We start from the raw sequence: 17096 nt of genomic DNA on the forward strand, positions 1-17096 counted from the left end.
CGTTCGAGCCTGGAATGGCAAACTCGGGAGAAATGGAAGTGATGGCCTATATTGACCAGATCATCATGTTTTGCGCCGGTCTCTGGATGACGGCGGCAGGATTTGGCTACGTTCAGACCAACACTCAGGTTCCGTGGCTTGCTCAACTCACGAGGCACTTTCGATGGATGGGGCCGCTGCTGATCGTTATCGCCGTTGTTCTCGTGCTTGCCTCCCCTACCGTATAAACAGCGGTCATTGGGTGGTCGCGCCTTAAAGCTATAGGTAACCAATCCCAGATTTCTCTGGTCTTCGCGCCGTCGAAATACGACACCTGCCGTATGTCGCTCGCTCGGCAATAGTCCTAGGCCAAGTCTCCCGCACTCCTTGGCGGGAGGTTCGAACCTAGGAGACTACCAATGAAGATCGTTATCGCCGCCCTGGCGTCGCTCGCTTTTGCGACTTCCGCCATTGCTGCTGTGCCGTCGACGCCAGCCGAAAAGCAGTCCACCGTCAAAACAACCGGCCAGATTGAATTGGCCTTCGGATCGTCGCGCGGCCTTGCCGCATCAACCAAGCACGTAAACACCGACCCTGGCAAGAAGAGCTCGGCCAAGGGCGGTGCACCGACTGGTGGAAAGACAACGTTCGCCAAATAATGATACGAGAAAGGGCGGCTTCGGCCGCCCTGAATTTCGACAATATGCGGCTATGGCGGGAGGCGGTGACATCCTCCCTAAGGCCCGGCGAGTTTTCCCTCTAATCGAGGTCCGCAATCAGAAAAGCCAGCAAATCACCAAAGATTGCAGTGATTCTAAGCGACTTTGTCGATTAGTTCAAGCGGCAGATCGACATGAACGAGGCCGCCGAGATACTCGACCACAGCTTTGACAGTGTTGCGGCCGGTTACATCGAGGACGGACGCAAGCATGCCCCCGACGAGGCGATGTTCCGGAGCGACCCGAACGACTGTCGAACGCGGGAACTCCTCCTGCAATTGCTTGCGGCTCCGCTTCTTTCGCGCATCCCGCTCTCGCTGCAGGGCGGAATCCGCCATGGCCTCAGCGTCTGGCAGGCTCTCAACCTCGAAATCCGAAATGCGCAGCGGATACCCCGCAACTCCGAGGATCGCCGTCACCCCGTCAACGCGTGATAGGTGGTAGAAATCCCTCGTGGGCAGATAGACGAACGAATATCCGGTGATCATAGCGAAACGGCGCTCGATCAGTTCCTTGGTCCGGTGGTGCTTGATGTACTTCCGGAACGACGGCATGAAGATTTCGAGGTCGGCGTCTGGGACATTACGCTCGATGATGAACTCGCCCTTGCGGTCCTCGATCTCGCCGACGCGCGGGGTTGCGGGGCGCTGTGTTCCTGTTCGGGTTTTGATTGCGTACCAGCTCATCGTGCCGATTCCTTTCGTGTGGTGATGATCGTCTTGGCGCTCTTGCGCTTGCCGGCGTAGTCGCCCTTGATGAGCTTCTGGGTTGCGATGTTCAGTCCGCATGTCGGCACACCGTCGAGGGCGTAGCTGTAGATCACGTCGAACTTCTGCGCATCGATACCCTGAGGAAGGCTCATCCCGGCGCTCTGCATGACGCCGAGGCTCCGAACGATGGCATCAGCGCGAACCGGAGCCAGGCGCTCAGTGAGCGTTGTAATCTCCCGCTTCAAGGTCGAAAGCTGGGCCGGTGCTGGCAAATTCGTCATGACCTGGATTCCCGTTCAGTTTCTGCTGGATGGATTCTCGGACCTCCCGCTGATGGCGGGCATGCTCGGTTTCCCGCGGCGGGGCTTGCTGGTGAGGACGGTTGCGAGGCTTGGCAGCGTTGCGAAGCCAGTTGCGCCAGGTCGCCGGCCAATCGAGCTTGGTGGCGTCCTTCCCCGCTTTGGCGTTCCAGTAATCTCGGAACTTGTCGAACTCGGCCATGGCTTGGGAGCGATCGAAACCGAGCTCGACGGCAAAAACTAGATTGGGCTGGAAATCGGCAGGCAACCGCGTCCCGCGTTTGTTGTCCGAGCGGAGCGAGGATGGGGTGGGGTTAATTTCTTTAGGGGGTGTGGGGGACCTTTCTTTATCAGGGGTGGGGGAGCCGTCTGAAAGGTCTGAATCAGATGGGTTAAGACGGTTTTCAGACGCTTTAAGACGTTCATAATAGCGGCGGTTCCGCTCCTGCCTTGCAGTTCTCGCCGGCACGGCAGGCACAGCTTCCCGCTCCATTTCCGCAACTGCGAAACGGGGAAACGCTAGGATCGCCAACCATTCGGGGAATGGCGCGAGCCTCCTGCTCTTCCGCAAATCTCAACACGGCCTTCGCTTCGAGGACGAATATGTTTGCGAGGGGCACCACATTGAGCGCGCGCCTGACCAAGCAGGCGAAATGCGCGATGCCATTGTTTTCGAACTCCGGCCTGTCTCCACCATAGTTGAAGTAGTTGAGGGCCACGCTCCCGTGGATCTGGACCTCGCCCAGCTTCGCCAGCGCGCTTTCGCCGCGGCAAATCCCACGCCTGGCAAGGCTCAATCCGTTTCCACTGTGTTTGAGCGTAGCCGCGATGTGCGCGACTACGTTGTCGCTCGAGCGAAGGGCAATTGTGAGGGGTGCAGTCAACCGGCTCCGTTCCTTCGGGCGAACGGAGTTCCCTATCTCGAGCCACACCACATTCGAAGGCTTAGCGATGGCGGCCCGGACGACCCTCGGTTTGTCATTGGGCTTTGTCCGAACTGCCACCGACGCGTTCATTCTGGAGCCGACGGTGAATCCTTCAACGGACAACTTCTTCTTTTCATGAGCACCATCGAGAACTGATGGCACGAGCCAAACAGAGTTGACGCGCCTTCGGTGCGAAGTGAGAACATGTCTAGAGATATGAAGCCGGCGAATTTTTGGGACTGGTTGGGGCCATTCCTGGTTATAACTGCGTTTATCGCATACCTTTGCCTCTCGTCCGCAGACGAGGTCATCGTATGCCGAAAAGATGATATGGACTGTTTCCGTGAATGGGTAAGCGCATTGAGCGGCTGGTTTGCCGGTCTCGCTGCCGTCGTTACGGTTCTCTTCATCGTGCAACAGATCAGATCCGCGGACCGAAATCATTTGGATCTCGTCGAACTGGAACTTGAGCCGAAGTTCGCTTGCGCACGCAGAGCGGCCTATCACGCTGCCGTCGTCAAAGGGCGTGCTAGCCACCTGATCGGCTTTTTCGGAGAAAGTGGTTCCTGGCGCACTGGCGAGAAGCTCAACTATAGAGAGGAGCTTCAAAAGCTTCGCGAGTATATAATGGACGCTGCGTTCGAGGAGTTTGAACGCACTGTAGGGACGCCTGAGCCATACAGCCTTCAAACAATCCGAACTATGATTGATATCTGGCTCGAAAGATACGAACCCGACCAAGTAGAGTTCCAAGACTCGGGTGATTTTCCGATAGTGAGATCTGTCGCCAAGCAAGTAGCACTCTATTGCGACATGTGCATTTGGCGCGCTCGCGACTACACCGCCCGATGGGAGGCGATCATCGGTCGAGAGATCAATCCGATGCGAGAGGACGGGTACCCGGTTTAGGCCCACGACATGAATGTGGCGCGCCAAAGCCACCTGCTTGCATGGCCTAAGAACACACATTCTCCGTTATCTCCTCTTCCTTGAGTTCCGGTGCCAGATACTCGGCCCAATCCAGCCTACGGCCGGCGATCCGCTGCCACCGGCGGGCGAGCCGGAGCCGCATCGACGCGGGCAAGCTTCGCATCCAGCGCAGCCAGACGGGCACGCAGTTCTCTTTGTTCACGCTTGCTCTCCTAGATTGCTGCTGCCCGCAGCGCATCCATTTCCTCGGCGTCGATCCGCCGTGCGGTGCCCTCCCAGATCGAGCGCGCCCTACGTTGGGTGAACTCCTTCTGGACAAAGCGATTGACGAACTTGCTGGCCTCGAAAAAAACGTTGTCCAGCTTGCCGTAACGGCCGAGGGGGAAAGCCCCCCTCAATAAATCTCTTGCCTCTAAAACGTCCGCGCTCATGTCGCCGCCTTTGGGGCGAGACCCCAAGGGCTTGTCGTGAGTTCCCAACACCTTGTCGTTCTCCTGTGCGATCTCTGGTCTCGTTGAAGGAGACGTTGATGCGCACAGGCATTACTTCCGACGGAGAGGATGGCGCCGCGCCAACGGCAGCCGGTCCCTCCAATGTCATTCCGTTTCGCGAGGCTGCCGCCGCAACACTCGGCCTCGCCGCCGGTGACGACCCCCTGTCGTCACCGGCCATTTCATTGGGAACCGCTGTTCAGGCCGTCGTTTTGAAACTGGCGAACAAGCGCCGCGGTAGGCGTTCAGCAACTCCTCGTCCGATAGCATCGGCATCGAGTAGAACGTGGCAGACGCCTTGTCCCGGCTCGTGCCAAGCTTGGCGACCATGGGCGAAGGAGTTGGACGACGTCCACGCCTCCCTCAGTGAATGTCCGCAATGGTTTATTGCTTCCACCAGTCGGCGCGCTCGTATCCTCAAGATAGAGCATGAACCGAGCGCGCATCGCTTTTGTCGCGTTGAAACCGATATCCGTCCCGTCAAACCAATATTCCGCGCCGAAATCGAGAACCTGCGGATTGGACGGGTACATGATCGCCGCGCTGTCGTAAAAATGAACGTCCAGCACGGTGTCCGGGAGGGGAACTCCGGTGTTGAAGTAGCTCACGCCAGCGGGAAGCGCGATGTCCGCCGCTGCGATCACCTTCACCGGCATCTTCGAGGCATCGAAAGCCATCTGCTGCGCCGTTGCGGTGTCGACGTTGTAGCCCGGCTTGGCAATCTTCATCTCGGTTGAGGTGATCTTGATTGTCTTGGTGCCGTTCGGCGTCAGGACCGGAACGTCATCCGGCGCAACATTGTTCCCCGGCAAATTCCAGACGATCAACCGCTTGTCGCGTGATCGGAATTTATTGAACGCGTCAATGGTGTCGTTCGGCGTGACGACGATCGGGGTCCCGTAGGAGTAGTTCCCCAGATTATTGTTGAGAACCATGTTTTCCGCCCATCCAATTGAGCGAAATTTCCCACGGCGTAATAGCCGCCTTGCCCGTGGTAGTATTCACTACTGTCGGTCCAAGCGACCATCTGTTGATTGTAGACGTTACTACCGCCGCCCTTCTTCGCCTTCACGTCAAACAACGGAACATTGTACCGGAGCGTCGGGAACGCAATGTTGCGAAAGCCCCAAAGCGTTCCCTGCGCAACAGTGACTGACATGTAAGTGAACGTCGCGGAATTGCTTCCCGGTGGATAGTAGGTGACGCCGCTGCCAGCCTGGAACGTGTTCACCACCCATATGTCACACAAGCTCGCTTGAATGCCGAACTTGCTGTTGTAGAGGAACTTCCAGCGCTCACTATCCGGCGTCGAATAGGGATCGTCGGCGTTGTTCTTCATGACCTTGAAGGCACCGCAACCGGTGTAGTCGTTGCCTATTCGAATTCTAGCCATCAGGTATTCACCTCTATGCCGCCGTTGTTGAAGTCCAGCAAAAGCTTGCCGTTGATGCTCCTGGCGACACCGGAGAAGTAGGCGTCGCCGAAGCTCGCCGAGATCGCCGAAAGGCTTACGACTGAGAGCTTTTCAGCCGTGATGGAGCCATCCACGATGAGATTGGCCGCTTTCATCCGCCGCACGACGATGCGGTCGATGATGAAGTTTTGCGTCACGGTATTGGAACTGTGGTTGTACACCTGCAGCGTGGCATAGCGGGCGTTTGCGGGGGCGGTTGCGCGACCCGAGCGAGTTTCGAACCCGTTCCCCACCGGAGCGTTACTCACCATATCCGTGTAGCCGATATAACCGGTCTTGTTGGCGTCATACCAAAGGATGCGGAAATACAATCCGGCCGAAGCGGACTGCCCGTTCGTCATGGCCGAGATCTCGCCATAGAGCTGCTCGCCGCCAGTAACGGCGATCGCATACGGAGCGCTGGTAGTCGGAAACCTGTTCGCCTTGCGCTCCACTGATCCGAAGGCTCTCTACTGCCACTCCGACCCGATCGGACCGGACAACGACCGGCATTTGCTCGCGATAGCTCAGAGCGCGCGGAAGATCATTTGCGCATGGGGAACGCACGGCGCGTTTCGTGACCGTGGCCGGGAAGTAGCAGAACGCTTCGAGTTCTTCCCGCTTGCCGCGCTCACGGTCACGGCAGACGGTCACCCGGGCCACCCGCTGTATGTCGCTGCCCGCACTCAGCCGAATGAATACTTCGCGCCACAACTCGCAGCGCAAGGGGAACAGCCATGACAGCGCGCACATCGATCTTCCGGCACGTTCCTCGCCTCAGCCTGAACCGCGATGAGGTTGCCTTGGCGCTGGGCTTCAGCGTCAACACGGTGGACGAGATGGTAGATGAGGGCTACCTTCCTCAACCGAAGTCGCGCTCGCTGCAATGGGTTCTTGTACGCCGCCTCATCCTGCTGCAGGCGGCAACGTTCGTCGCCTTCATCGCCCTGCTGGTCGCGATCCTGACAATTGCCCAGCCTCGGCTGATCATCGACAACGAGGCGGCGATCAAGCACCTGTCCGGGGCCGTGGCCCGTAACGAGAGCGCCGGCCTCATTGTGCGCGAAACCGAGGAACTGCGTGCATTCCGGGAGGATTTCCCCAATCTCTGGTTCATCATCCGCGATACCGACGGGCATGTGGTCGAGCAAGGCAGCATTCCCGCTGCCTATGAAGCGGCGGGCGGAGAGCTCTTGAAGAATATCGGCCGCGCAACGCTGCGGTTCGATCAGGGCGACCGGCGGCCGGAAGCCGCCCTTGCCAATGTCGAAACTGACGTTGGCCGCGTGCAAATCCTTGCCTCTTCGATATCGTCGCGCGACGAGAACGATGGGCTCGAAGTCGAGATCAACGTGAATGTCGACATGGCGAAGGATGCCAACAGCGATCCCGACTGGCTGCGTGTGCTGCCGGTCCTGGCGCTGCTTATCCTTGGCCTGCTGCTGCCGATCATTCTGGTCATGGGCGTCGCCACGCTGGTCACCACGCCGGCGGTCGTGCGCCGGTCGCTTGCCGGTCTCGTTGCGACAGCCGATCAAGCCGGGCGGATCGATATCGACAATCGCGCGGTACAATTGGAAACGGCCCAGGTTCCGACGGAAATCGCGCCGATGGTGCATGCCTTCAACAACGCGCTTTCTCGCCTCGACGAAGGTTACGACCAGCGCAACCGGTTCCTGACCGACGCGGCGCACGAATTGCGCACGCCGATCGCCATCCTTCGCACCCGCGCCGAACTCCTGCAGGAAGATCCGCAGAGCGCGCGTCTGAGGAAGGACATCGAACGCTTGTCGCATCTCGCCCAACAGCTTCTGGAACGCCAGGTGCTTGAGCACGGCAGCGGCACCCGCGAAGTCGTTGGCCTCGTGGCCCTGGCCAAAACGCTTGCCGCCGACATCGCGCCGCTCGCCTTCGAGGCCGGCTACGAACTGGCCTTCGAGACGAATGCGACGCGGCCGGTGCTGGTCAAAATTCATGTGCAGCAGATCGGACAGGCGGTCGCCAATCTGCTGCGCAATTCCGTCGAGCACGGCGGCAATCGCGGAACGATCACCGTGCTGGTCGACGCCCGCGGCGGAATCGAAATCCACGACGAAGGCCCCGGCATTCCCGAAGCCGAGCAAGAACGTGTCTTCGAACCCTTCTATCGGCTGCGCCCGCGTTCGAGCGGCGCTGGCCTCGGGCTCAATCTGGCCCGCGAGATCGCCCGGCTGCATGGCGGCCGCATCGATATCCTCTACGGCTCGTGGTCCGGCGCGCGCCTAAGGCTGCAATTGCCGGGGCTCGAGGCAGATCTTCCGGCGGCGCTCTCGACTACCAGCGCCTGAACAGCGAATATCAAGATTTGAAAAGGCCGAACCGAGGTCGGCGGCCTTTCAACTTTTCAGATCACTTTTCACCTTGGCCCTTACCAATGGCCGGTTGATGGTCCACATATGTCTCGGTGTTGAGGCCAGCGTTCTCCGGAGCTCCCGTTTCGAGAGCGGCAAGGTCGCAAGAACAGAGTGGAGAATTGCGATGCAGACTTCATCCGAGGCAATGGCCGGACCGCTGGATGAAAACGGCCGCCGTCCCATCGAAAGCAAGGGAATTCTCGACTGGCTGGTCACCGAGACCCGCGACCAGCGCTTCATCGACAACATCTTTGTGGATTTGTGCGAACGGCTGGTGGAGGCAGGCGTGCCGCTTGCGCGGGCGACGCTGCATTTCCGCATCCATCATCCGCAATGGCTCGGCGCACGCATACTTTGGCGCAAGGGCCTGACAGAGGCCGACATTCGCATGTTCGACTATGGCGTCGAAGACACGTCGCAGTACCTGAACAGCCCGCTTTACGCCGTCAACAATGGCGCCAGCCAGGTCCGCAAGGACCTCGAGGCGGCAGCTGACGATGAGGTGCCGAACTCGCTCTATGATGAGCTGCGCGACGACGGCCTCACCGACTACATCGCCTTGCCGCTCGAACACACGCTCGGCAAGCGCCATGTCGTCACCTTCGCCAGCGATCGAAAAGGCGGCTTCGAGAAGGCACATCTTGAGGTTCTCACCGGGCTGTTGCCGGTTCTCGCCCTTGTCAGCGAAATCCGGCTGAAGAACAGGATGGCGCGAACGCTGCTCGAAACCTATGTCGGGCCGCATGCAAGCGAGCAGATCCTTGCCGGCGCGACCACGCGCGGAAGCGGCGTGACCGTCAGCGCCGCGATCCTGATCTGCGACCTTCGCGACTTCACCAAACTGTCCGACCTCTGGCCACGGGACGACGTAATCGAGCTTCTCAACGGCTATTTCGACGCCATGTCGGAGCCGATCGAGCGGCATGGCGGCGAAATCCTGAAATTCATGGGCGATGGACTGCTGGCGATTTTCCCGCTGAGTAACGCGCAGGCCTGCGATAACCTGCTGCAGGCAATCGGCGAGGCGGAAACAGCACTCGCCAAGCTGAACCAGGAAAACCTGGCAAAGGGGCGCGAGCCTCTGGGCTACGGCATCGGCGTTAACGTCGGCGATGTGATGTACGGCAATATCGGCTCGCGCCGTCGGCTCGATTTCACGGTGATCGGGCCAGCTGTCAATATCGCTTCGCGCCTGGAGAGCCTGACCAAGCAGGCGAAACGCCCGGTGCTGCTGTCACGCGCCTTCGTCGAATTGGCGGGCCGTACGGGCGACATGGAACACCTGGGCGCCTTTCCGGTGAAAGGCCTCGATGACCCGATCGAGGTCTTCGCATTTTCGTCCGGCACCGCTCAAGCGGCGGAATGATCGGGGGTGGAGGCTGAAAAATACCGAAGGCCTTTCACGAGGGAAGCGCTGGCTGGCCGTTTACGTCGCGCGCTCGCGCGCCCAGCGCGCGACGGTCTGCGCCATCATCTTCAGATGATCCGCAGAAGAATAGCCGGATATCGTCTTGCGCGGCTTGAGATCATGATCGCCATCTGCAAGCCATAGGATTTCTATCGCAGTGGACAGGAGGTATCCAGGAACCTCCTCGCGCGCGCCGAATTCATCGCGCGTGCCCTGGCAGATCAGCGTCGGCGTCTTCAGCTCTTCGAGGTGCTTGGTGCGCAGTTGATCGGGTTTTGCTGGCGGGTGGAAGGGATAGCCCAGGCAAAGCAGGCCGATGATTTTGCCTTCGGCATAGAGTTCGTCGGCAATCATGCTGGCGACGCGCCCACCCATCGATTTGCCGCCGATCACCAACGGCCCGGTCGCACCAAGCGCCGCCACGGCGGCCCTGAACTGCGGATTGAGCGTTTCGGCCCGTGGTGGCGGTTTGCGACCGCCCGACCGGCGCGCCGCCATGTAATCGAATTCGAACCGGGCGACACGAAAACCTTCGGCGGCAAACGCTTTGGCCGATGCCGTCATGGAAGCCGAATCCATCGGTGCGCCGGCGCCATGCGCCAGCAAAATGGTCACGGACGCGTCCTCTGGCCCATCAAGCAGCATGATCTTTTCCATCTCGCCACCTTCCGGCGTTTCCGCCCTCAAACTTCAAACTCATGTCAAACCTCGCGCCAGAGACCTGTCGCCCGCATGGTTTGGGGCTAAAGCGCGTCGCGATCCCCAGGATTCGCGTGCAGCGCTTAAAGCTCTTCTTTTTGCTCATGTCGTCATCGCAAAACCGCTGAACGAGTATCTAGCATGTCGAGCGCCGCCAGCCAGGAGTGCCCGACGCCGTAGGTGACCATGATCGATCGCCTCAGCCAATCCCGTTGTCCGCTGCTCAGATGTGGCAAGCAAGCCTCGATATTCATGTTCTTTCATCCGCGGATCATTCCCGTCTTGCTATTCCAGCCCCTGTAACACGGCACGGAACTTTCTCTGCCACTTGACTGTTAGAGAACAGTTGAAAGCCGTTCAGGTGCCCAGATGTACGGCAAGATCGATGCATTTTCCCGATTTTCCAACGCCGTTTCCAGACGGTCCGGTAAACCCAGCACGTTTGCCCTAGCGGTCGGTGCCGTCCTCCTGTGGGCGGCCACGGGTCCGATTTTCAACTTCTCCGAAACCTGGCAATTGGTGGTGAACACAGGGACGACGATCATTACATTCCTGATGGTCTTCGTGCTGCAAAATTCCCAGAACCGCGACAGCGCCGCACTTCAGGCCAAACTTGACGAACTGATCCTGACCAGCTCGGCCGAAAACGAGTATATCGGGATCGAGAAGCTGGAAGAACATGAACTGGAACGGCTGACGGAACTCCTGAAAGAGCATGCGCGGGACGCGCATGATCACGCGCTTCACCGGAAAATTTCAAATGCCGTCGGCAAGAAACGCAAACAGCGAACCGAGCCGGTCGCTTGAGACAGCGCGTTGGCGCGTCACGACACGCGCACAGCCGCTCAATCTAGCCAAGCGGGCTCGGCGCGAATTGCGCCACCAGTTCATGCCGGTCACCAGGGTAGGTCAATCGGACATGGGTAACCGGTGCGCGGCCGCTCCAGGTGCGCCGCTCGATGACAAGACAAGCGGCTCCCGTCGAAATATCGAGCGCCTGCGCCGCGTTGCGGCCTGCCGCCACGGCCCGGATGCGATGTTCGGCCGTGCTCCACGGCACCTTTCCGAGCAGCCAGGAACCGGGCGCTGACGTCTCGAAAAGCTCCGTCTCTGCCTCTGGAACTGCCGCGAGGCTGATAAGCCGCTCTTCGAAGCAGAACGGCCGACCACCGGCGAAATGACGACAACTCACTTCGAGCAGTCTTGCAGACGGCGGCAGATCGAGCCGGCCGGCATCCCTGCCCTCGGCCTTGCGGATGCTGCGTTCATCCAGGTGAAAACTGTAATCCAGTCCAAGGGACTGAACCTCCAGTTTGACATCGTGGATTTCCATCACCGCAGACTGCACATGCGGAAAGGTAACGTAGCTCCCGGACTTGCGCCGTCGCTCGATCAGTCCGCGTTTGACCAGCTCCGTCAGCGCCTTGTTCACGGTCATGCGCGAACAGCCATATTGCTCGGTCAACTCGTGCTCGAACGGGATGCGATGTCCAGGCGGCCACGCGCCGGAAAGAATATGACCTTCCACTTCCCCGAGGATTCTCTGGTGCAACGAAAGCGACTGAGGCTGGTTGCCCACTTCGTCGGCTGGCTGATCGCTCGGAATGTTGGCACCCTCAATGGTTTGCTATTGACGGCAAGCTTAAACATTTCCCAGCGTCGCGACAGCCCTCCCCTCACCCTTTCCCGCTTTTTCGCCGAAGCTTCCCAAGCCCAAGGGTCACGACGGGTCGCCGCAGCTTACGCATGCGGTGCCAGCGGACGATGGCCGCTCTGCCATTCGCTTCCTTCCAGCGCTTCCCGTTATCCGACTAACATCTTGTAATTTATGGATTATGTTCGCGCTCTTGCAATGTTTTGTAGCCGAACATTCACCCGTTGTCGCCGAGTTGGCTCAAGCCCGTGCGTGGGCAAGAAACGCGTGGCCAGTTGACAGCTGTCAACGCTGCTGGCCAACCATTTGGGGGAACCGCAAGCTATTCATTTCGCGACAAGAAGGCAGAACGCAAAGTCCGCTGCACACTTTGCGCGACATGCTCTAAGCAAGTGCATTGCGACCGAAGTCCAGGCCAGACTACGTGTAGCGGTGATATCGGCTACCGTGTCAGTAAAACAGATGCCAGGGCGTCAGAAACGCGCGGGCCCATTCCTGATCGCGCTCGCGCTCACGGTCGTCTGCCGGTTCGCGTGGCGTCAATTCGATGCGCGGCTTTACCGACTGCACGACGGCCTTCGGCGCTGGCGGCTCGAGGTAACCAAGTGTCATCCCGCCGAGATAGAACATGCTGCATCCCTTCCAGTCCGCCTGACACCATCGTCATTGCATCACGATCTTGCCACAATTCAACCCGCTGTCAATAGTCGACTAAATCCATATTCTAATAGCCACCATTTGCGATGCAACGACGAGACGGCGCCTTTCTTCCTCATGCTCCAAAACAGCGGTTCGCGCCGTTCGCCGGGATCTTCAGTTGCTGGTTGGAATCGGGCCGTCATGGTAACAGTCTGGTCGACCATCGCACCAGTTGTCCGCGGACAACTGGTGCCCATTGCGCACCCTCCCCTTGCTTGAGGCGGCAACACGGCCATTCGGCTATCCATTTGTACATTCACGCCGAATCGGATCATAGTGCATCTGCGCATATTGCCCCGATATGACAATTTTTGCGCAGTTTTTGGAGAACGCGATGTTGCAGCAGAAAATCCACGGCCTCGATGTACAGGAGCATTTACCAACGCTCCTGGCTGCCGATGCCCTGGAACTTGCGCATCAACTCCAGCAGCATCAGAAGAAAATCTTCCCGCCGCAGGCGCAAAAGACGTTGCGACTTTTCAGTCCCGCCGAGGCAGCCGCCTTCATCGGGATCGCCGAAGGTTACTTGCGCCAGATCGCCTCGGAGGGCCATGGCCCCGACCCGTTGCCGAACGGACGCCGCATGTATGCGATCTCGGACATCGAGCGCATTCGCCGTGTTCTCGACGAAGGTGGCAAGTCGGGAAAATACATCCCGCATCGCCGCGGCGACGAGAGATTGCAGGTCATCTCGGTCATGAACTTTAAGGGCGGATCTGCGAAGACGACCACCTCGGCGCACCTTGCCCAATACCTCGCTCTCCGAGGCTATCGGACGCTGGCGATCGATCTCGATCCGCAGGCATCGCTTTCGGCCCTGTTCGGTCACCAACCAGAACTGGACGTTGGCGAGGCGGAAACGATCTATGGCGCCATTCGCTACGAGAACCCTCGCCCGATCGCTGAGATCGTCCGTTCCACCCATCTGCCCAATCTGCATCTGATCCCCGGCAACCTCGAACTGATGGAATTCGAGCACGAAACGCCGAAGGCCATGACCAGTGGCTCGGCGGAAACCATGTTTTTCGCGCGTATCGGCGACGTGCTCGCCAATATCGAGAGCTTTTACGACATCGTCATCATCGACTGCCCGCCGCAACTCGGCTTTCTCACCATGTCGGCGCTGTGCGCGGCGACATCGGTGCTGATCACCGTGCACCCGCAGATGCTCGATGTCATGTCCATGTCCCAGTTTCTCTCGATGACCAGCGAATTGATGCGTGTCGTCGAGAATGCCGGCGGTCGGACCAGCTACGACTGGATGCGCTACCTCGTCACCCGGTTTGAGCCGAACGACGGACCGCAAAGCCAGATGACCGGGTTCATGCGGTCAATCTTCGGCAACCGCATGCTCCACAATGCCATGGTCAAATCAACGGCCGTTTCCGACGCCGGCGTGACCAAGCAAACGCTCTATGAGGTGGAACGCTCGCAGTTTGTCCGCGGCACCTATGACCGCGCGATGGATTCCCTAACGCTCGTCAATAGCGAGATCGAGGATCTCCTGCGCAAGGTATGGGGAAGGAAGTAATCCATGGCCCGCAAGAACCTGATCGGTGTTTCAGACAGCCATGCCGCAGGCGGCGAGGATGACCGTCCGCTTGCCGGACGGCCGATCGTTGGCCTCAATCCCGGCCAGCGACCACCCGGCCCGATCGGCGGCATCACCCGGTCTCTGTCGAACATCACGCAGAAGGTGGAGCGAGCGCAAGAGCTCGAACGCCAGCTCGCAGAAGGCCTGGCGGTCATTGAGCTCGACCCGGCTCTGGTTGACGCTTCCTTCATCGTCGACCGACTTGGCGTCGCGGCTGATGTCGAACGGTCCCTCCTTCAGCAGATCCGGGATCACGGACAACAGGTGCCGATCCTCGTGCGCCCGCACCCCAACGAGGACGGGCGTTACCAGGTGGCTTATGGCCATCGTCGTCTTGCCGCCACGCGTGAGCTTGGCAGCAAGGTCAGAGCTGTCGTTCGCGACCTCAGCGACGAACAGTTGGTGATCTCGCAAGGGCAGGAAAACAACGCTCGTACGGACTTGTCCTTCATCGAGCGGTCGCTGTTTGCCACCCGTCTCGAAGACCGCGAATTCTCGCGCGACGTTATCATGTCGTCGCTTGGCGTCGACAAGGCGGCTCTGTCGAAGATGATTACGATCGTGCGCCGCCTACCTGTCAATGCGATCGAAGCAATCGGTGCCGCACCGTCCATTGGACGACGGCGCTGGGCTGAACTTGCAGATCTCGTTGAAGACGACGACAAGCTCGCCAAAGCCAACGCGTTCGTAGGACGCCCTGAATTTCTAGCAAAGGAGAGCGATCAGCGGTTTGAGGCGCTGGTTTCCTTCCTGAGCACCGTCAAGGCCAGGAGCCAGCCAACCGCTTGGGTGGCGCCAGATGATACGCGCCCTGTGCGCATCCGAGAAACAAACAGCGAAACAACGCTTTCCTTCAACAAGAAGGCTGCGCCGGGGTTTGCAGATTTCGTGAGGCAGAGGCTCAAATCTCTGTACCTCGAATATCAAGAGGAAACAGGAGACTAACAGAGCAAAAGAAAAAGGCTTCCGAACGACTAGCGCAGCGGAAACCCTTCTCTCGTGTAGCAACTAGAGAATCCCATTTCCGCGAATCACTGTCAAGCGTTTTTAGCGTCGTTTCGGCGAACGGACTTCTTTTGCCTTTGAAAAGGTGAAGAGAGATGGAGCGTGGAAATGTGACGACGCCCTTTGGGCGGCGCGCGATGACGCTTGGCATGTTCGCAAGCCAAGTCACCGCGAGCGAAATCGATTCGCAGCAGCCAATCGATAAATGGAAACTGTTTCGTACCGTCTGCGAAGCTAAGGCTGTCGTCGGCGTGTCCGATCGTGCCTTGGCCGTGCTCAATGCGCTGCTCAGCTTCTATCCGAAGGTCGAGCTGACCTCCGGCAAAGGTTTGGTTGTGTTCCCATCAAACAACCAGCTGGCCCTGCGCACCCATGGCATGGCTGGCACGACGCTGCGTCGCCATCTGGCGACATTGGTGGAAGTCGGCCTTATCCTTCGCAAGGATAGCCCCAATGGCAAACGTTACGCTCGTAGAGATACCAAGGGCACGATCGGCGATGCCTTCGGCTTCGATCTGTCGCCGTTGCTTGCACGCGCCCATGAACTGCAAACGGCCGCAGCCTCAGTCGCTCTGGCTCGACAGAAGGCGCAGCTTGCCCGCGAGCGTCTCAGCCTTTGCCGTCGCGATCTCAGCAAGCTCATAGACGTGCTGCGCGAAACCGACCAGACCTCCAACTGGAACGACCTTCAAAGCCGTTATCTGCTCGCCGTCGATACCCTTCCGCGGAAGCCTGGCCTTGCTGAAATCGAGCCTGTGCTCGTGCAGCTCGACGCCTTGCGCGTGGAAGTACTCAACCAATTGGAAAAACTGTTAAATCTTGAAAAATCGGGCGCCAATGATAGCCAAAATGGCTGCCACATACAGAGTTCACATCCAGACTCTTCTACTGAATCTGAACCGGGCTTTAGAAACGAAGCTGTGACCTTTTCGTGTTCGGCCCGAACCAAGACTGTCGCCCTTGTGCAAGAAAGCCACCACGAGGCAATTGGGACAGATGCCGCATCTCAAACAGAACCGCGGGAGCGGGCGCGTGTTGAGATGTGTCGCTCCACCCAAGCTTTCCCGCTATCAACCGTGCTGAAAGCTTGCCCCGATATCGCCGACTATGGTCCTGGCGGCAGGGTCCAGTCCTGGCGGGATCTGATGATGGCCGCAGTTGTGGTCCGCTCCATGCTCAATGTCAGTCAGGGGGCGCATGATGAAGCCTGCCGGGTACTCGGCCCAGAAGTAGCCGCGACCGTTCTTGCGTGTATTCTACAGCGCTCGCCGCATATCACGTCTGCTGGTGGTTACCTGCGGGACCTGACGCGGCGATCTATGCGACAGGAATTTGCGGTTGGGCCGATGGTCATGGCGCTGTTGCGGGCAAATTCCGGAAATGTGCCGTTAGCCAGCTGAATTAGGTAACTCGATTGTTTCGACGGATGTTGACAGCTGTCAACTGCGTTTAGTTGTGCGCATCCTTCAGCAATCCATACCGATGAGATATGGCAAGGCTGATGGATGGGTGCCCGGTCGCAAGAGACGAGATCAAATGCATTTCGCCACCCTGACCCTAATCAGGGCGGCGGCTGCTGATAGCTTTGACAATCCCCGCGCGGCCGGGTCTTGGATAGGCCGTTGTTTATGAGGAGCAACAAGTCTGTAGGGGAAGCCAAACTGCCAATAATTTCCCCCACCGACCTCTTCTGCTCAGGGCGACAAACGAAGAGACATTGCGTCTTAAATCTCATCCAGCTACCAAAATTCGGCGATGGGCGTGCGTGCATCTTCCGGAATGAAACCAGGCTGGAGTTTGCAAGGAGTAGAATGATATTGCATTTGCCAAGCTTTGAGCGGTCCTATCCGGTGCATAGGGATGCGCGACAGCAGCGATCTTGCGGTGAGTTGACAGCTGTCAACGCCATCACGTCCGGACGCGTTGAACAGGGAATACCAGCACGGCGCATGATGAAGCACTCGTCATAGGCTTCTACACACAGCCTCTAACCGAGGGTACTGATCAGCCAGTTGGTTCGGTGTCTTGCCCTCAATGTGCCTGCGATGCGCCCGGAGCTTTCTGGCAGTCACACGATGCCCAACTGCACGGGATGCATGATGTCTGAGCCCTCCGGCTTCACAGACTAGGACCGCGT

Annotated in this window: 21 protein-coding genes and 1 pseudogene; 11 read left to right on the plus strand and 11 right to left on the minus strand. The window is 58.8% G+C overall.

Going from position 1 to position 17096, the window contains the following annotated elements; translation table 11 throughout:
• Positions 1-41: 41 nt before the first annotated feature.
• Positions 42-227, plus strand: a complete 186-nt coding sequence (locus ABIE33_RS14995; protein WP_429126412.1) for a hypothetical protein — start codon at positions 42-44, stop codon at positions 225-227.
• Positions 228-398: 171 nt separating this feature from the next.
• Complete coding sequence (locus ABIE33_RS15000) at positions 399-638, plus strand: hypothetical protein (RefSeq protein WP_429126208.1); 240 nt, start codon at positions 399-401, stop codon at positions 636-638.
• Between the two features lie 155 nt (positions 639-793).
• Here ABIE33_RS15000 and nusG read toward each other — a convergent pair whose 3' ends face one another.
• The 3 genes from nusG to ABIE33_RS15015 are packed head-to-tail and all read right to left on the minus strand — an operon-like array spanning position 794 to position 1975.
• Positions 794-1384 carry a transcription termination/antitermination protein NusG gene (gene nusG, locus ABIE33_RS15005; protein ID WP_429126210.1) on the minus strand — a complete coding sequence of 197 codons (591 nt, stop codon included), beginning with the start codon at positions 1382-1384 and terminating at the stop codon, positions 794-796.
• On the minus strand, positions 1381-1689 hold the full coding sequence (locus ABIE33_RS15010; protein WP_429126420.1) for a hypothetical protein: 309 nt from the start codon (positions 1687-1689) through the stop codon (positions 1381-1383). Before ABIE33_RS15010 ends, nusG begins: the two co-directional genes overlap by 4 nt.
• Positions 1625-1975, minus strand: a complete 351-nt coding sequence (locus tag ABIE33_RS15015; RefSeq protein WP_429126212.1) for a hypothetical protein — start codon at positions 1973-1975, stop codon at positions 1625-1627. The genes ABIE33_RS15010 and ABIE33_RS15015 overlap by 65 nt, the downstream gene beginning before the upstream one ends.
• Before the next feature lie 385 nt (positions 1976-2360).
• Between ABIE33_RS15015 and ABIE33_RS15020 the strand changes: the two genes are divergently transcribed.
• Both ABIE33_RS15020 and ABIE33_RS15025 read left to right on the plus strand, forming a co-directional pair.
• On the plus strand, positions 2361-2789 hold the full coding sequence (locus ABIE33_RS15020) for an HNH endonuclease (protein ID WP_429126214.1): 429 nt from the start codon (positions 2361-2363) through the stop codon (positions 2787-2789).
• A gap of 48 nt (positions 2790-2837) precedes the next feature.
• Complete coding sequence (locus ABIE33_RS15025) at positions 2838-3542, plus strand: hypothetical protein (protein ID WP_429126215.1); 705 nt, start codon at positions 2838-2840, stop codon at positions 3540-3542.
• A gap of 46 nt (positions 3543-3588) precedes the next feature.
• Here the strand turns inward: ABIE33_RS15025 and ABIE33_RS15030 are convergent, their stop codons facing one another.
• From ABIE33_RS15030 to ABIE33_RS15050, 5 genes are all read right to left on the minus strand, one after another.
• A complete protein-coding gene (locus ABIE33_RS15030; RefSeq protein WP_429126217.1) occupies positions 3589-3765 on the minus strand; it encodes a hypothetical protein in 177 nt (58 codons plus the stop codon).
• 10 nt (positions 3766-3775) lie between these two features.
• Entirely contained in the window at positions 3776-3994 is a 219-nt protein-coding gene (locus ABIE33_RS15035) for a hypothetical protein (protein WP_429126219.1), read from the minus strand.
• Positions 3995-4299: 305 nt separating this feature from the next.
• A complete protein-coding gene (locus ABIE33_RS15040) occupies positions 4300-4989 on the minus strand; it encodes a hypothetical protein (RefSeq protein ID WP_429126221.1) in 690 nt (229 codons plus the stop codon).
• Positions 4878-5447 carry a hypothetical protein gene (locus tag ABIE33_RS15045; RefSeq protein ID WP_429126222.1) on the minus strand — a complete coding sequence of 190 codons (570 nt, stop codon included), beginning with the start codon at positions 5445-5447 and terminating at the stop codon, positions 4878-4880. The genes ABIE33_RS15040 and ABIE33_RS15045 overlap by 112 nt, the downstream gene beginning before the upstream one ends.
• Positions 5447-5962 carry a hypothetical protein gene (locus ABIE33_RS15050; RefSeq protein ID WP_429126223.1) on the minus strand — a complete coding sequence of 172 codons (516 nt, stop codon included), beginning with the start codon at positions 5960-5962 and terminating at the stop codon, positions 5447-5449. Before ABIE33_RS15050 ends, ABIE33_RS15045 begins: the two co-directional genes overlap by 1 nt.
• Between ABIE33_RS15050 and ABIE33_RS15055 the strand changes: the two are divergent.
• The 3 genes and pseudogenes from ABIE33_RS15055 to ABIE33_RS15065 all read left to right on the plus strand — a co-directional run.
• Positions 5922-6248: pseudogene (locus ABIE33_RS15055) on the plus strand (DUF1643 domain-containing protein); the annotation flags it as partial. The gene ABIE33_RS15050 and the pseudogene ABIE33_RS15055 sit on opposite strands and share 41 nt — an antisense overlap.
• A complete protein-coding gene (locus tag ABIE33_RS15060) occupies positions 6245-7834 on the plus strand; it encodes a sensor histidine kinase (protein WP_429126225.1) in 1590 nt (529 codons plus the stop codon). The pseudogene ABIE33_RS15055 and the gene ABIE33_RS15060, both read left to right, overlap by 4 nt.
• 211 nt (positions 7835-8045) lie before the next feature.
• Entirely contained in the window at positions 8046-9266 is a 1221-nt protein-coding gene (locus tag ABIE33_RS15065; protein ID WP_429126414.1) for an adenylate/guanylate cyclase domain-containing protein, read from the plus strand.
• A 60-nt stretch (positions 9267-9326) separates the two neighbouring features.
• Here ABIE33_RS15065 and ABIE33_RS15070 read toward each other — a convergent pair whose 3' ends face one another.
• Complete coding sequence (locus ABIE33_RS15070; protein ID WP_429126227.1) at positions 9327-9965, minus strand: alpha/beta hydrolase family protein; 639 nt, start codon at positions 9963-9965, stop codon at positions 9327-9329.
• A 411-nt stretch (positions 9966-10376) separates the two neighbouring features.
• Here ABIE33_RS15070 and ABIE33_RS15075 point away from each other — a divergent pair, with 411 nt between their 5' ends.
• The gene (locus tag ABIE33_RS15075; RefSeq protein WP_429126229.1) at positions 10377-10814 is read left to right on the plus strand and encodes a low affinity iron permease family protein; all 438 of its coding nucleotides are present in this window, start codon (positions 10377-10379) and stop codon (positions 10812-10814) included.
• Positions 10815-10857: 43 nt separating this feature from the next.
• On the opposite strand, the gene hutC is transcribed toward ABIE33_RS15075, so the two are convergent.
• Together hutC and ABIE33_RS15085 are read right to left on the minus strand one after the other, a co-directional pair.
• On the minus strand, positions 10858-11586 hold the full coding sequence (gene hutC, locus ABIE33_RS15080; RefSeq protein WP_429126230.1) for a histidine utilization repressor: 729 nt from the start codon (positions 11584-11586) through the stop codon (positions 10858-10860).
• A gap of 525 nt (positions 11587-12111) precedes the next feature.
• Positions 12112-12291, minus strand: coding sequence for a hypothetical protein (locus ABIE33_RS15085; protein ID WP_429126232.1), 180 nt, complete (start codon positions 12289-12291; stop codon positions 12112-12114).
• A 403-nt stretch (positions 12292-12694) separates the two neighbouring features.
• Between ABIE33_RS15085 and repA the strand changes: the two genes are divergently transcribed.
• From repA to repC, 3 genes are all read left to right on the plus strand, one after another.
• Entirely contained in the window at positions 12695-13891 is a 1197-nt protein-coding gene (gene repA, locus ABIE33_RS15090) for a plasmid partitioning protein RepA (RefSeq protein ID WP_429126234.1), read from the plus strand.
• 3 nt (positions 13892-13894) lie between these two features.
• On the plus strand, positions 13895-14899 hold the full coding sequence (gene repB / locus ABIE33_RS15095; RefSeq protein ID WP_429126236.1) for a plasmid partitioning protein RepB: 1005 nt from the start codon (positions 13895-13897) through the stop codon (positions 14897-14899).
• Between the two features lie 155 nt (positions 14900-15054).
• The gene (repC, locus tag ABIE33_RS15100; RefSeq protein ID WP_429126238.1) at positions 15055-16359 is read left to right on the plus strand and encodes a plasmid replication protein RepC; all 1305 of its coding nucleotides are present in this window, start codon (positions 15055-15057) and stop codon (positions 16357-16359) included.
• The last annotated feature ends 737 nt before the right edge of the window (positions 16360-17096 follow it).

Origin of the sequence: Ensifer sp. 4252 (assembly GCF_050434565.1) — a bacterium.
Taxonomy (GTDB): Bacteria; Pseudomonadota; Alphaproteobacteria; order Rhizobiales; family Rhizobiaceae; genus Ensifer.

Coding starts and splice junctions, on each gene's coding strand:
- ABIE33_RS14995 (WP_429126412.1), top strand. CDS start 42: ATGGCCTATATTGACCAGATCATCATGTTTTGCGCCGGTCTCTGGATG.
- ABIE33_RS15000 (WP_429126208.1), top strand. CDS start 399: ATGAAGATCGTTATCGCCGCCCTGGCGTCGCTCGCTTTTGCGACTTCC.
- nusG (WP_429126210.1), bottom strand. CDS start 1,384: ATGAGCTGGTACGCAATCAAAACCCGAACAGGAACACAGCGCCCCGCA.
- ABIE33_RS15010 (WP_429126420.1), bottom strand. CDS start 1,689: ATGACGAATTTGCCAGCACCGGCCCAGCTTTCGACCTTGAAGCGGGAG.
- ABIE33_RS15020 (WP_429126214.1), top strand. CDS start 2,361: ATGCGCGATGCCATTGTTTTCGAACTCCGGCCTGTCTCCACCATAGTT.
- ABIE33_RS15025 (WP_429126215.1), top strand. CDS start 2,838: ATGTCTAGAGATATGAAGCCGGCGAATTTTTGGGACTGGTTGGGGCCA.
- ABIE33_RS15035 (WP_429126219.1), bottom strand. CDS start 3,994: ATGAGCGCGGACGTTTTAGAGGCAAGAGATTTATTGAGGGGGGCTTTC.
- ABIE33_RS15040 (WP_429126221.1), bottom strand. CDS start 4,989: ATGGTTCTCAACAATAATCTGGGGAACTACTCCTACGGGACCCCGATC.
- ABIE33_RS15045 (WP_429126222.1), bottom strand. CDS start 5,447: ATGGCTAGAATTCGAATAGGCAACGACTACACCGGTTGCGGTGCCTTC.
- ABIE33_RS15060 (WP_429126225.1), top strand. CDS start 6,245: ATGACAGCGCGCACATCGATCTTCCGGCACGTTCCTCGCCTCAGCCTG.
- ABIE33_RS15065 (WP_429126414.1), top strand. CDS start 8,046: ATGGCCGGACCGCTGGATGAAAACGGCCGCCGTCCCATCGAAAGCAAG.
- ABIE33_RS15070 (WP_429126227.1), bottom strand. CDS start 9,965: ATGGAAAAGATCATGCTGCTTGATGGGCCAGAGGACGCGTCCGTGACC.
- ABIE33_RS15075 (WP_429126229.1), top strand. CDS start 10,377: ATGTACGGCAAGATCGATGCATTTTCCCGATTTTCCAACGCCGTTTCC.
- ABIE33_RS15085 (WP_429126232.1), bottom strand. CDS start 12,291: ATGTTCTATCTCGGCGGGATGACACTTGGTTACCTCGAGCCGCCAGCG.
- repA (WP_429126234.1), top strand. CDS start 12,695: ATGTTGCAGCAGAAAATCCACGGCCTCGATGTACAGGAGCATTTACCA.
- repB (WP_429126236.1), top strand. CDS start 13,895: ATGGCCCGCAAGAACCTGATCGGTGTTTCAGACAGCCATGCCGCAGGC.
- repC (WP_429126238.1), top strand. CDS start 15,055: ATGGAGCGTGGAAATGTGACGACGCCCTTTGGGCGGCGCGCGATGACG.